Annotated in this window: 10 protein-coding genes; 2 read left to right on the top strand and 8 right to left on the bottom strand. The window is 49.3% G+C overall.

Going from position 1 to position 14,390, the window contains the following annotated elements; genetic code table 11:
• Positions 1-181: 181 nt before the first annotated feature.
• The 8 genes from EL628_RS13710 to EL628_RS13675 form a co-directional block, all read right to left on the bottom strand.
• The gene (locus EL628_RS13710) at positions 182-1,018 is read right to left on the bottom strand and encodes a sugar phosphate isomerase/epimerase family protein (RefSeq protein WP_126580499.1); all 837 of its coding nucleotides are present in this window, start codon (positions 1,016-1,018) and stop codon (positions 182-184) included.
• The gene (locus tag EL628_RS13705; RefSeq protein WP_126580498.1) at positions 1,015-2,073 is read right to left on the bottom strand and encodes a Gfo/Idh/MocA family protein; all 1,059 of its coding nucleotides are present in this window, start codon (positions 2,071-2,073) and stop codon (positions 1,015-1,017) included. The genes EL628_RS13710 and EL628_RS13705 overlap by 4 nt, the downstream gene beginning before the upstream one ends.
• A 114-nt stretch (positions 2,074-2,187) precedes the next feature.
• Positions 2,188-4,002 carry a hypothetical protein gene (locus tag EL628_RS13700; protein WP_126580497.1) on the bottom strand — a complete coding sequence of 605 codons (1,815 nt, stop codon included), beginning with the start codon at positions 4,000-4,002 and terminating at the stop codon, positions 2,188-2,190.
• 105 nt (positions 4,003-4,107) lie between these two features.
• Complete coding sequence (locus EL628_RS13695; RefSeq protein ID WP_126580496.1) at positions 4,108-4,908, bottom strand: sugar phosphate isomerase/epimerase family protein; 801 nt, start codon at positions 4,906-4,908, stop codon at positions 4,108-4,110.
• A 206-nt stretch (positions 4,909-5,114) separates the two neighbouring features.
• Complete coding sequence (locus EL628_RS13690) at positions 5,115-6,725, bottom strand: glycosyl hydrolase family 28-related protein (protein WP_126580495.1); 1,611 nt, start codon at positions 6,723-6,725, stop codon at positions 5,115-5,117.
• Positions 6,726-6,902: 177 nt separating this feature from the next.
• Positions 6,903-9,863, bottom strand: coding sequence for an ABC transporter permease (locus EL628_RS13685; protein WP_126580494.1), 2,961 nt, complete (start codon positions 9,861-9,863; stop codon positions 6,903-6,905).
• 27 nt (positions 9,864-9,890) lie between these two features.
• The gene (locus EL628_RS13680; protein WP_126580493.1) at positions 9,891-10,583 is read right to left on the bottom strand and encodes an ABC transporter ATP-binding protein; all 693 of its coding nucleotides are present in this window, start codon (positions 10,581-10,583) and stop codon (positions 9,891-9,893) included.
• 25 nt (positions 10,584-10,608) lie between these two features.
• A complete protein-coding gene (locus EL628_RS13675) occupies positions 10,609-11,733 on the bottom strand; it encodes an ABC transporter ATP-binding protein (RefSeq protein WP_245994091.1) in 1,125 nt (374 codons plus the stop codon).
• A 200-nt stretch (positions 11,734-11,933) separates the two neighbouring features.
• Between EL628_RS13675 and EL628_RS13670 the strand changes: the two genes are divergently transcribed.
• Complete coding sequence (locus EL628_RS13670) at positions 11,934-12,629, top strand: response regulator transcription factor (protein WP_126580492.1); 696 nt, start codon at positions 11,934-11,936, stop codon at positions 12,627-12,629.
• Positions 12,626-14,365, top strand: coding sequence for a sensor histidine kinase (locus tag EL628_RS13665; protein ID WP_126580491.1), 1,740 nt, complete (start codon positions 12,626-12,628; stop codon positions 14,363-14,365). The genes EL628_RS13670 and EL628_RS13665 overlap by 4 nt, the downstream gene beginning before the upstream one ends.
• The last annotated feature ends 25 nt before the right edge of the window (positions 14,366-14,390 follow it).

The raw sequence follows: 14,390 nt of genomic DNA, 5'->3' as shown, positions 1-14,390 counted from the left end.
ACTCCCCTGGGTACTCAAGGAGTCCTCTTCATACTAAGCAAACAGCTATTTCTCTCCATGCTAATCATGTAAGAGCGACAGTGGGTTGTATACGCCGTTCATGCTGTTCTTCAATAACAACATGAACGGCGTATACAGCAAAAGCAGAACCAATCAAGCAATATTTCCTCTCAGGGAGAAGTTATGCCGTTGGGACCTCAAGAGAGCGTAGCAGCCGTTGAAGAGCCTGAGAGGCCTCGCGGAACCGATCAGCGCCACTGAAACCCTGATATTGGCCTGCATGGAAAAGGTGTGGTTCCAGCGAGAGAAATCCATCATAGCCATCTTCAAAAAGCTGCTCAAGCAGTTCTGGCCAGTGTGCTTCGCCTTCACCTGCAACGACCATGCCCCCATCTGCTTGGACATCCTTCACATGAACGTATTCTAACCAGGGCAGAGTGGTATCATAGGCATCAGGATAAGGGACCTGGTCACACTGCAAGTAATTAGCGGGGTCGAGAACCGACAGAAAGTGGGGATCGTTGATACTCTGTAAAAGATCAATACAGCGAGCAATAGTATCTCCATAGATCCCTTTTTCATTCTCATGAATAAGAATGACATCAGCCTGACTGGCTCGCAAAGTCATCTCACGCAAACGACGCAGCACCTCATCACGATAGGTAGCTGGATCAGTCGCAGCAGCAGCCTGTGCAGGTGGATAAAAAGAGAAGATACGGATATAGGGGGCCTCTAATGTTTTTGCGACGGTCAACGCTCGCTCAAAACGTTCCAGATGTTCATCAAAAGGACTATCAACGGGAACCTTTCCAATCGGCGAACCAATGGCGGCCACCCCAATGCCATTGGCAGCAAGGGTCTTCTTCACCTGTGCAATCTGCTGATCGGTCAGATCAAGCACATTCGTATTCCAGGCGGCACGAAAGTCAATATAATGAATGTTTTCGCTCTTCAATACGGCGATCTGTTCATCAAGATCAGGCGAAATTTCATCAGCAAAAGCAGATAAACGAATCATCCTAAACGAACCTCTTTCTGTGTACGTGCGGATTCATAAATGGCCAGAATAATCTCTACGGGATGACGAGCGGCTACTCCATCAACCAGAGGTGTGCCATTTTCACGAATCGCACGAATCATGTCTGCAATCTGTAAAGCGTGGGTCGAGGCTGCTACCGCTGCCGGATCGTTGGCTGTCGCAGTCTGTGAAACTGGTGCCACGGGTTCCTGCTTCACCACCCCACCATACGAACTTACCTCTTCATTCGGATTATAGCTATGCAAAAAGCTCAAGCGATCATTCTCAATTACGCCAGAACCTTTATCACCAAAGATCTCGATCCTTGTTGTCACACCTGGATAGGCTCCGGTCGTTGCTGTAATGGTCCCCAATGCCCCGTTGGCAAAGCGAAGAATGGCCACAGCAACGTCTTCTGTCTCCATCGTGTGCACCAGGGTATCAGTATAGGCGGTCACGCTTTTGACCGGTCCCATCAACCATTGGAGCAGATCAATCGAGTGGATCGATTGATTCATCAGGATGCCGCCGCCATCCAGTTCCCACGTTCCACGCCAGGCACCGCTATCATAGTACGTCTGTGAGCGCCACCAGGGGATAGCTGCATTGCCTAACACCAGACGCCCAAACTTGTGCTCCTCAACAGCACGATGGATCTGCTGGGTGGCTTCATCAAAGCGATGCTGGCTAATGACTGCAAGTTTACGCCCGGTCTCCTGCTGAACTTTTAGCATCTCTGCCAGACGCTCCTGACGGATCTCCATGGGTTTCTCAACGATCACATGACGGCCTGCTCGCATAACCTGGCAGGCATGTTCTCCATGCATGCCGCTGGGCGTGCAGACATCAACGATATCCAGATTTTCCTGTTCAAGCATCTCTTGAAGGCTATGATAGGCCTTCACTCCATATTTTTGAGCAAGTTTTTCTGCTTTCTCGGGAAGAATATCGGCAACTGCTACCAGTTGTGCATCTGGCAAGCTGGCAATTGCCTCTGCATGGGTTGGTCCGATGACTCCACAACCAACAATTCCAAAACGATAGTGTTCTGACATCCTCTGTTATCCTTCCTTGTCCTTAAGGTGGAAGCGCATTGCTTCATCATTAAAGGAAGCGCTTCGTTCCACTGTCAATCACGTTGCAATGTTTCAATAACCTCTTGCGCGAATTTATACATCGCGTTGCAATGCCTCAATAACCTCTTGCGTGAATTGTTGGAGTGCCAGCTTTATCTGCTCAACGGTTCCATCAGCAAGCAATAAAAAGCAGGCTCGCCCCTGCTCAATCATGGCCTGCCAGGTACTGATAGCCTGCGCATTGAGAAAGGCATCCGAATAGCTTCCAAGCAATAGTGGCTCATGAGGTCTTTGCAACAGGCGTAAGCTCACCAGTTGAGGTGGTCCATCCATCTCGCCTTGCTCTGTTGAGTGATAATCTGCCGGGGCCTGACGGAACTTCACTGGAATGCCAAGTAACTGGTTTCCAATCTGCCCGAAAGCACGCGTGAGGATTGCTCGTAAAGCTGGAGAGAGTTCACCATTGCTCGTAAAATCGAGATAGCCCGCCAGAGAGCCCGAGGAAATTGTCTGAGTGGCAAGCACTTGTTTTAATGCCTGAGCAAATGTCTGGGCAGGAGTATGCTGTAGCGAGAGAGAGGGAGGAACGTAGAGGGTCAGATACTCTCCACGTGAAACCTCTTTCCAATCTGCAAGCACCTGAAAGGGATCGGGCAGATCACGTAAGGCGCGAGCCCGAGCTTTATAATTTTCTACCGCAGGTTGACCGGCAAATTGAATCTGGTGAAGATAGCCATAGATCGCCATCGTCAACTGCCACCCCAGGAAATTCGTGGCCAGAGAAGCCAGTCGTTCGTGTGGCTGTTTTCCAACGAGATAGGGTTGTGTAAGCGTATACACATGTGGCGAGCTAGAGAGAGGAGAGGAGGGCTCTGTTGTCACCTGAACATGGAGCCTGCCTGCTTCCGTAAAACCAGGAGCTTGCCGTTGAAGCATCTGTTCAGGAAAGACCACAATCCCTTTGCCACCTTTCCCAAGGCTCTCTTCCATTAACTGCTCAATCCACGGAACAAGTGCCTTCCATTCCCCGGGAAGTTGCAGGAACAAGTGACTGGCTCCCTCCTGACCGATCTCTGCCAGACGAACGGCAATCTGGACAAATGGATGCTGTTCGGGAGAGTGCGTAGCCCTTTCCAGATCATAATTTTGCCAGGCCTGACGTAAGACCGCTCGTAGTTGTCCAGGGTGTGATGATCGGCTATGAAGCGCGAGCGCAGCAGGCAGCAGGAAGACGCGTGTGGTAGGTGCACTCATTCTGCCACCGGTTCCAGTGCCATGATCCAATTGAAGAGGGCGACGTGGAGCCTGCCGTTCTTGCGCAAACAGATCCAGGTAAGAGCCTGGCAATGTCATAACAAAAATATGCTCTGCGGCCAGGAGTTTAGCCTGTTCTAGCAGACCAGTAAACCAATGGAGATGCGTAATGGGCTCTTCTGAAGTCATTCCCATAGACACGCCTACCATCATGACATCATCTAACAGACGGTGGAGATCATCGGTGGCCAGAGGTGTTGGGAGAGGCCATGGCAGTCCTTTTGCCTGGGCAATCCTGCGGAGAATCGTATTGAGGGAGGCCGGATCAGTACTATCGAGGGGATAGATGGCAATCTCTTCGGGCTTGAGCCCGGAGCCAAAACCAAGATCGACGAGAACACGGACAGTGATGATCGACCCTCCCATCCCAGCCCAGATCAGATGACGAATCCCATGTTCCCAGAGAGCATGGGCCTCCTGTTCAACGTCCTCGATGAGGTGATCATCCTGTAAGAGCCGGGCAATACCCTCTACCCAGTCTAATTTCAGCTCTCCATTCTCGCTGCCTAAATGAGCCATCAGCCCATCTCTTCGGCGCAATTGTCCCAACACATCTTCCTGTTGCAGACGCTCGAGTATGGCTTGTTCTTGCATAGAAGTTCTCTCTTTTTTTTCAAGAGCCATCTTTCCTATCCTTGCCTTGCATCATTGCTCGAACGGTGCGAGCATCGCCAGACCGTTCGAGCAAACGAGCAGGTTCTAATGGCTCAGTGTTGTGCTGGTCGCCCAGTGTTCTCGTAGAATAGCAATTGCAGTTGGCACCTCCTGGGAAAGATCTTGCCATTTACATTCGATAGAGATCCGCTGGTCATAGCCAGCACGCTGCAAGGCCGAGAAATAGGGGCGGAAATCATCCCCATGATGCCCCGGGGCAGCGCGATCTTCTAACTCAGCGACATGGACATGAGAAAGGAGGCTTCCCCAGGTAAAAAGGCTCTCCGGGTCCTCCTTATTCGCTGCCATATGGTAGGTATCCGCTAATAAGCGAGCACCGGAATGTTCAATCGATGCGACCAGTTCACCACCTTCAGCCACCGTATTCAGCGTATTTGTCTCCGCATATTGTAAAGGCTCAAGGACAATTTCGATCCCATGTTGTTTTGCCCACTCACTCCAGGTGGCAAGATGTTCACCTATCTGCTGGACCGCATCCTTGAGTGCATAATCAGGAGGGCAGTGTCGTGCGCCTCCACTTCCAAATACCAGGAGACGAATCCCAGCTTGTTCAGCACGTTGTAACGTTGTTTGCATATAGCGTTGAATACGAGGGCGATCAATTGACTGAGTGGGAGTCTCAACCAGAGCTAAACGAGCAGGAAGTAAAGAATTGGCGGCTTCGATGGGAACAGGAAGTCTGCGGGCTTCTCGTAAAAGATCTTCAAAATCTTCCTCGGGCTGTTCTGGAACCAAAAATCGTTGGACTGCCTCCTCAAGATAATCAAAAGGGTATGCTTGAAGTGCCGCCACGTGTTGAAAACGGGCACAGATACCAAAGCGCATAGCTATTCCTCTTCTTATTCTTTACCAGCGAACCGAATCTCCGATGAGCCGATTCTTCAAGGATACGCAACAACTGTTTCGTACTTTTTTATTATAATAAGAGAGCGCACAAGGTGATTGAAATCCTTGTGCGCTAAAACTAGCTCTTCCATCATATCATATGGCAGCGTAGAAAGGGAAAGACTGCGAAGACCTCTCCTGCAATCTTATCCCATTACCTGATAAGTAAAGCTATAGGTGGTATTGTCCTGCGCATGGGGAGAGGGAGATGTGGAGGAGGCAATACTAAAACCATGATTGGTTATTGAACTGACATACCAGATCGTGCCTGTCTGGGCTGCGGCAGCATTCGCGGCAGAGATGACTACCACTGGCGAACTTTTGTAGGGATTGGCAAACTGAATCTGAACCTGTTCACCTTGAGAAGCCCGGTCACCACATCCAAAACTTACTATTCCACGCACATCATTGCCATGAATGGTTGGATAAGGCGCGTGTTTGCCGTTCGCGCTCCCATTGGAGATCGAGGCTTGTTGCCCGTTAGTCACAAAATGATTCCCTGTATGAAAATCCCCATCGGTTCGCAGATCCCCACACATTTCATTGCTGGCCATAATGGTCGTCGGGGCCGCATCATTAAAATAGGTCTGGCCAACGCCATCGACACGATTCAGCGCCACCAGCGCATAGAATTGTTGCTTACTGGAGATCTGAGTCGCATTGCTCTGGACAACAATACCTGCACTATGCTCTGCTTGTTTGCTCTGTTGAGCGCCATTGGAGCCGCGAGGAACATAACCGCCCAGGATAGCATTACCAACAACGACACAACGAGTATCGGTCGACCCGCCACCAGTAATAACAAGATGCTGGTACATTGTGTGTGGGTTCATCTCTGGAGTTGAAACAACATTCCCCTGCACGATAGTTGCACGTGGTCCAATACAGGTGACACTCAGCCCTGCACAATAGCCAACCGAAGCTGACATATTGTATCCATACCCATCAACCTCATTGCCAATAATGCTTGTTGACCAGGCATTGTCTACAATAATGCCCGATAACTGACATCCATAGACATGATTTCCTGACAAAAACCAGCCAGCACCACGTTCGACAAAAATGGCCGTGTCGGCAGTCCCATTGACCACACAATCGCGAATATATCCATCTGTGCAACGGCCACTATCTTCGTCTCGTACCCAGATCCCATACTGACCCGTTGTCTCTATTTTGCAGCGGACCACCGTATTCTCAATCGAGCTGTTGCGAAGAATTTTTCCCACACTATTCCGATCAGAAAAAACAATTGCAGTCTGAGGAATATTTGTGAACCAGCACCCCTCAATGGTTGAATAGGATGACATAAGAACCAGCCCATGACCACCGTGTCGTGGTGGATGGGTATTATGAGCGCTATTGCCATCAAAACAGAGATTGGTCATGTGCACTGGTGGGCTGGCAAAGGTCTCATTCTGGAGATATTCCTGAACTGCTGCCAGGGCGAGGAGATTACTATTCTTTGCCTGTTTGATCGTGGAATTGGAGCCCAGGTAGCTCAGACCATTTTTCAGCGCAATGGTCCGTGAGATCAGATAGACACCAGGTGGAAAAAAGATTGTCGCGCCTCCTGCTGCCTGATTGATAGCGTTCTGAATAGGACCTGTATCATCAGCTCGTCCATCACCAACTGCTCCATAGTCCTGCACGTTTAGATACATGGAATTTTTATGCGCATCCAGGAACACTTTTTTCCCCTGTGGATCGACCACAAAAAGAGGTTTGGGTTCTGGCAAAGAAACTTCTTGTTGTTGCATGTTTTTGTATCACTTTCAAGAAAAATAAGCTGCCCAACGATTCCTATGTATTATAAAACCAAATGCATTTTAAACATAAAAAATAGTATTTTCGGGTAAAATAGAATTTTTTCTATATAAAATATGTGAGGGTATATGGGCATCTTTGATGTACCAACACCCTCACAATGAAGCTGTTTAATCTTCGTTCAGACGAAGGATCTGGCCGAGTCTGGGGCGAGAAACGAGATGGGCCATGAAGAATAAGGCACAAAGGCAGATGATCGTAACTGTTCCAAAGAGCAGAGCCAGTTGGAACCATGGGATCGTCACAGAAATTGGTGGCACATCATAGAGATTTTCTCTCGTTGCTGGTCTGGTTAAGTCCAGTAAAGTGACGATTGGCGAGGCAAACAGACTTAACATGGCACTGAGACCCAGACCCAGCAGAATTGCGACAGCATAGATAAAGCCTTGTTCCCATAGGAGCACCGTGGCAATCTGTCGGGGGCGCATTCCAAGAGCTCGCAGGACAGAGAAGCTGGTAATCCGTATACTCGCGCTCAGCCAGGAGTTGAGAAGCGTCCCCACGAGAGCCAGAAGCAAAGCTGCAACAATGGCAATAATGAGCACACCAATAATATCCAGATGCACTGAACTCTCCTGGTTGGTCACCGTTTGTTGTCGACGATCCTGAAGTCCCGGAAAAAGGGAGCGTAGATGGGCCAGGGAGGCCGCATCACTTTTCGTTTTGAGGAGCAATTGGTTAGGAATGAGCGTTGTCTGGCTTTGTTTGGCAATAACTGTTGCATAGCTTGTATAGTCTGTCAGCATGCCAATGCCTCGATAAGGTGCTAACGGCGTGTCATAAATGCCTGGTAGATAGGGAACCTCGGCTACTGCCACAAATTGTATCTGTGTATCCCCATTATCATCTGCTGGCAATGTAAAATGAGATCCAGGGGCAAGATGCAACTGTCCCCATAGGGGTGCGTCTACCAGCGCATAAACGAGATTCTGCGTTGTTGCTTCTTGACGATGAGCTACCAGCTGACTCATCAAGCTGGTGAGTGATTGAGAAGAGAGCTCTGCTGGCCAGTTCACCGTCCTGGCGTAGGTATCAGCATCAACTGCATGTATCGTGATGGGTCCGACAGCATTGGAGGTCAATACACTGCCAGGCTGGATTAAAGTAGTGTACCCAATGTTTGCTGAAAGGATCTCAGGTATCTGAGCATACCGTGCTTTCAGATCAGCAATGGGCAGATGTGCCTCTGAAGCTGGAAGCTGACCTGCATAATCAGCGTAAGAGGTTGCATATGCAGCTGCATTGCTCGTCCGTACTTCTTTTGTTGCAATCAGGGTTAAGAGGAATGTCGACGAGGCAATTGTCAGGGCCAGAAGAACAATCGTGCGCGTTGCAGCCTGAGGGCGCCGTTCCATCTGTGCAAATGCCAGCGTTGCTGATGCGCCCCGTTGCCTGGCACACAAAGCTCTTATCCCTCGTAGCACAGATGGAAGCAGACGGAGAAAGAGGAGTAAGATAGCACTTACCACAAAGGCCGGAGCAATCAGTCCAAATCCCTGTAAGAGACTATATTCAATGGGATTCAGTTCTTGCGCAGTTGAAAGAGATTGCCAGAGAAACGTATAGCTACCATATGCGACCATAATGATGAGTATCAACAGGAGATCGAGATTGAGACGACGCCAGAAAGGAACACGCCTGGTCTGGGACGACTCTCGACGCAGGAGGACAATATCCAATGTGGAAGCTCTGTGAATCGCAAGAAGCATCACCCCCAGAGCAACCATAATGGCGAAGAGCGCATACCATTTGATGTTCAGGAGGGATTGCAGAGGCTGATCTGTAATGACATGAAGCGCTTGTTGATTGGCTGGTGTTAATAGCGCTTGAGCAATGAGACGAACCAGGACGATTGACAACCATGGGCCAATCAAGAGAGCAGCCAGGCTTAAGATGACCCCTTGCGTTGCGAAGGTGCCAAAGATATGTTGTCTGGTTGCACCACGGCTACGCAGGGTGGCAATGACTGGGGTCTGTCGTTCAACCAGTAGATTGGAAAGAATGCTCACTAAAAAGAGAATCAAGGCAAGGGTCATCAACAAGAGAATGGTACTTACAATCTGTAAGACAATCATCTGTTGATTATAGGACCGCAATTGTTGAAAAAGCGAGCCCGTTGGGAACGCAAAAGGCAGATCTGGTTGTTGAAAGGTATCCTGCAACTGTGTAGGGAGATGATCAAGCTGCTGTGCAATCTGAGTGATCATATCGGCATCTAAATGACTGAGATCAAAAGGATAGCTCCAGATGAAATGGAAGGCATCCGCAAACAGTCCTTTTTTTCTGGCCCCACCGGAGCCATCATCAATCTGAATCGAGTTACTTTTTGCTTGAAGGATCGCTCTATCGGCTAATGCATTATAGATTGTGGGGCCGCCTCCATTGATAGATTGAGAGCCAAAGAGGCGTGGAGCCGACCAATAGGTATCTGTCGTAGCTGCTGGCGCAATAAGCCCAACAACATGTATTGTCCAGACAGCTGTATCGCTCAGGACAGGAAAATGCGCCTGAAGCGTGGAGCCAACCTGGAGATGGAAGGCAGTCGCAGTGATCTCTGGTAACGCAACTTCGATACTCTCGTCAGTTGTCTTTTGTGGCAATCGCCCCTGTACCATAGTCAGGTGTGAAGTGCTTTGAGTCAGATCACTCCCGACAATAGTTAAGAGATTTTGTGACTGACTGGACGTATTTTGCAGCGTCAGGGCGGATGTGGTAATGAAAAATTGTGGTGCCTCTCGGAGATAGGGGCTGATAGCTCCTTGATGCAGTATCTGATCCACCTGATGAGCAGCATCCTGTACCTGTGTGTCTGTGATATGGGTACTACCAACATGCACCTGGAGGTCTGGACCGTCTGGCGTGGTACTCGCTAACGAGCGGAGGTCAGCGCTGATTGCTACACGCGAAAAAAGTGGGAGCGCACAGACAAGGATAACCATAGCAAGGAGACCTGACCAGGTAATGAAGAGAAAGCGCCATGTCTGTGCAAAACGCCAGAGTGAGAGTCTGACGATTCCAGGGATGAGAGCGAGACTACGGCGATGTGGTAGTACAATGGGTGTTGCAGCCATGAGAAAAACTCCTTTTTTATCAACGAATCAATCGGAGAGCAGGTTCCCATCGCGCATCTGAAGCACGCGATCGGCTGCTGCGACAACAGTTGTGTCATGTGTTGCAATGAGGAGGGTAATTCCGGTCTGTTGGACAATAGTGCGAAAGAGTGTCACAATTTTTTGTGCCATGAGGGAGTCCAGGTTGCCAGTTGGTTCATCTGCAACAAGGAGACGAGGTCTGTGAACCAGTGCTCGTGCCAGCGCCACCCGTTGCTGTTCTCCGCCTGAGAGCTCCATACTGCGATGCTTCGCTCGTGCGGATATCTCTACCAGTTCCAGTGCTTCTCGCGCCCGTTGTGTTCGTTCGGTAGCAGGTGTCAATTGGAGTCGTAAGGCCACTTCTACATTCTCCTGAGCCGTTAAGGTAGGAAAGAGATGAGCATTCTGGAACAGGAGGCCAATATGCTCGCGTCGCAAGTCTGCCCGCTGTTCTTCGCTTAAACGCGTTAGCGTGCGCCCTACGACACGAATCTCTCCACTGGTGGGATCATCAAGTCCCACCAGTAGATGTAAGAGCGTGGTTTTGCCCGAACCAGAGCGTCCTCGCAGGGCCACAAACTCACCAGGCTGAATGTGCAGATTGATGCCATGAAGAACCTCTACAGAGCGTGAGCCGATGTGGAATGTTCGTGTGATCTGAGATCCCTCAACAATTGCAGTCTCTGTCATCTGGGTCATCTTTTGATACCTCTTCTGCTTTCTCTCAGTATGTTCGTTGAGTATCCAACGTCGTCTGCACTGGCCATAACTCGATATGCTGTTCTACAAGAGAGAGTCTGACCCGTCCATTGAAAGACAGCTGTTCCAATGCCTCTTTTGGCAACTGCAAACGCCCGGCACGATCAACCAGAGCAGTCTCTGCATGAGAAGCCAGAGAAAGTCCAATGACCGCACTTTTTCCGTGAATTGCGCTTTCCGGAGAAGGAACAAACAGACCTGTAGGCCAGATCTCGACATGATCTGTTGCTACATGCACATCGGCCCGCCCTGATTCTGTGAAGAAAGTTGCTGCTTCAGAGGGAAGTTGAAGCATACCAGTTCGATCAACAAACAGAGACTCCTGATGTGTTTGTGAGGAGAGACCAATGGTGGTGCTTCCTCCATGAAGATTGTCCAGGGGTAAAGGCTGCTGACGGCGAATGGTTTCTGTACTGGTGCGTCCATCACGAATAGCAAGCGTGCGATCGACCAGTGATGCAACTGTCGCGTCGTGGGTAACGATAATGATAGTAATGCCCAACGCATGATTTAACTGGCGCATAAAGGCCAGTATCTCCAGAGTGGTGGCGGAATCTAATTCACCGGTGGGCTCGTCTGCCAGTAGCAATGGAGGTTCATTGGCCAGCGCTACTGCCAGAGCCGCCCGTTGTTGTTCGCCTCCTGAAAGTTGCAGTGGTTTTTTCTTGCCCATTGTCCCCAGACCAACAAGCTCTAACAGGGATTGCGTATGCTGTTTGTACCTCGAGGCTCGTACACCCTTCAAGAGTTGAGGGAGCTGAATATTATCGGCAATCGTAAGATCAGGGAGAAGATTACGTCCACTCTGTTGCCAGAGATGGCCAACAATCAGGTTTCGATAATGGGGACGCTGCTCCTCATTGAGCCGGCTCAGATCATGGGCAGCGACGATGGCACGTCCAGCAGTAGGCGTATCCAGACCGCCCAGAATGTTTAGCAGGGTTGATTTCCCCGATCCAGAAGCACCCACCAGCGCAATCATCTCACCTTGCCTCACTTCCAGATCAAGTCCTTGTAATGCGACGACTTCCAGGTCACGTGCTTTGTAAATCTTGATCAGGTTATCGCAAATAACCACATGTTCTTGCATAAAACCGTCCTTTGTAGCAGTAAAAATGCTTTGGGGCTTTTCCTGAAGAGAATATAGCAGAGAAAAATGACAGTGATATGAAACCTGTTTTCATCTTTTTGTCATCATTTTTTGCTATGGTTCTTTTGTGTGCAAGAAGAAATGCAGAGAACTTTATGGTATAAAGAAGAGGCTATGTTAGAGCAGAGAGGGGGTCCAGTATGCGTATTTTAGTGGTAGAGGATGATCAGCGTTTAAATCAGGCACTCAAGATGAGCCTGATGGATGAGGGCTATGCAGTAGATGTCACATTTGACGGGGAAGATGGAGAAGCCTTTGCCGAAAGTACAGCGTATGATGCAATTATTCTGGATATCATGCTTCCACGCAAGGATGGCATCGCAGTCTGTCACTCGCTCCGCAGGCATGAGATCAACACACCTATTCTGATGTTGACGGCCCGGGATGCGATTGAAGATCGCGTTCGTGGCCTGGACAGTGGTGCAGACGATTATCTGGTGAAGCCTTTTGCTTTACACGAACTTCTGGCACGTTTACGTGCTTTAATGCGCCGAACAACCCCTCAGAAAAGCGGCCTTTTGTGTCATGGCGATCTCATTGTTAATCCGGCTACCCATACTGTTGAACGAGAGGGGCTGCCCATTAAGTTGAACGCCAAAGAATTTGCACTGCTCGAATACTTTATTCGCCATCCTCATCAGGTTTTAACAAGAGAATCAATTGAAAATCATATCTGGAGCTATGATTTTATCAGTGCCTCAAATGTGGTGGATGTCTATGTACGCCGCCTCCGGCGAAAGCTGGATGATCCATTTCCGGTGAAACTGCTTGAAACTATTTATGGTGCTGGCTATCGGCTTCGCTTGCCTTTACAGATGATGGAGGCAAAAAAATGAAAAGGATCATTTTCAGGAGCTATCTGCTCTTCAGTGGGGCAGGGCTGCTCTTCTGTTTCTTTATGATTGGGACCCATCCAACCAATGTAAGCTTTTATGCTCCGGCTGGCCTGATTATGGCCTGTACAATTCTTCTCTTTTGCGTGATACAAGGTATTCGCAAAGTACGGACGGAAGGCGTGCAGGGCCTGCGTCGCTTCTGGCACAGTATGCGATTACGCCTGACGCTCTGGTATGTTGCCTTATTAGCACTCATTCTGGTGACTTTTAGCAGCATTATCTATACGACTGAAAGCGTCAATCTCTCTACCACGCTTGATTCCTATTTGAGGACACGTCTCACTCAGGTGGCAGTAACATATGATGCACAGAAGCATCAGATTCCCCTTACCGATGTTCAGGTAAGTATCCAGGGCTCAGATGCTAAGATGGCGCCAACAGAGAGTACAAAAGGAGAGGCCGATCAACCCATACGTAAACTGATAAGGAACGATGAATTTGTCGTGCTTATGAATCCAGAGGGTCAGATTCTCCAATCCAGTATTGTGTTTACCTCTCAAGATATCAAAGCACTTACGGCAGTCGCACTACCAGATGTCTCTGTGCGGGGAGACTGGAAGAATAGCACCTGGATCACGTTGGGTTCGCCTCCACTGACTCTGCATGTGCGCAATGCAGAGCTCTCGCTATCTACCTTGAAGAATCAATTCTATGAAACCTCGCAAGCACTTATCGTCGACAATCAGCAGCATGTATCGGCAATATTGCTTGTTGGCACTCCTTCTACTATTGAGGCAGAGCTGCACAGTCTTCTGCTTATCTTAGAGATTACGACGCCACTGGTCCTGCTCCTGTCGAGCCTGGGAGGATACTGGTTGGCAGATCGTGCCATGAAGCCAGTACAGGTTATTACCAGAACAGCCCAACAGATTGGCGAGACGGATCTGCACCGACGTTTAAAGCTACGGCAGCGCGGCGAATTGGGAGAGTTAGCTGACACGTTTGATCATATGTTGCAACGGTTGGAAGAAGCTTTTGATCGGCAGCGCCAATTTACAGCTGATGCCAGCCATGAACTTCGCACACCTCTCTCCATTATCGATCTGGAAGCTACCCGCGCCCTCCAGCATGACATGTCTCCTGAACAGTATCAGAGAACGATGACGGTAATTCTGCAAGAAAATCGTCATATGAGCCATCTTGTGAATGATCTGTTGCTTCTCGCGCGTGCAGATACGGGCCAGAGTCGTTTCCAACAGGAACAATTAGATCTCAGTGACGTTCTGTGTGATACCATTGAACGTCTCGCACCGCTGGCTGAGCAGACGGGTATTGCTATTCAGATACTCTCATTACCAGAGCTGTCCATCCATGGTGACTATCTCTATCTGCAACAATTATGTACAAATATTATTGAGAATGCCCTCAAATATAGCGCTGGAATCGGGGATAACGTCACAATTACCGTAACGCGACAGCGGTATGCAGAGCAAGATTGGGCAGTTTTGCGCATTACCGACAATGGGCCAGGCATTGCCGCAGAGCATCTGCTACATCTCTTTGAACGTTTTTATCGGGTGGATCAATCGCGAACGCATAATCAGAAGCAGACTGTTTCTGGCAATGGCCTGGGGCTTTCCATTGCGCAACTGATTGTACAGGCACATGGTGGAGCTATCCAGGTGCATTCGGTTGTGGGCCAGGGGAGCACCTTTGAGATACGATTGCCTGTTTAAAGGCTTATTTGCATCAGACAGGTGG

This window comes from Tengunoibacter tsumagoiensis, from assembly GCF_003967535.1.
GTDB lineage: Bacteria > Chloroflexota > Ktedonobacteria > Ktedonobacterales > Ktedonobacteraceae > Tengunoibacter > Tengunoibacter tsumagoiensis.
Note: the sequence above shows the minus strand (reverse complement) of the source record. Positions and strands in the feature narration are given on the sequence as shown.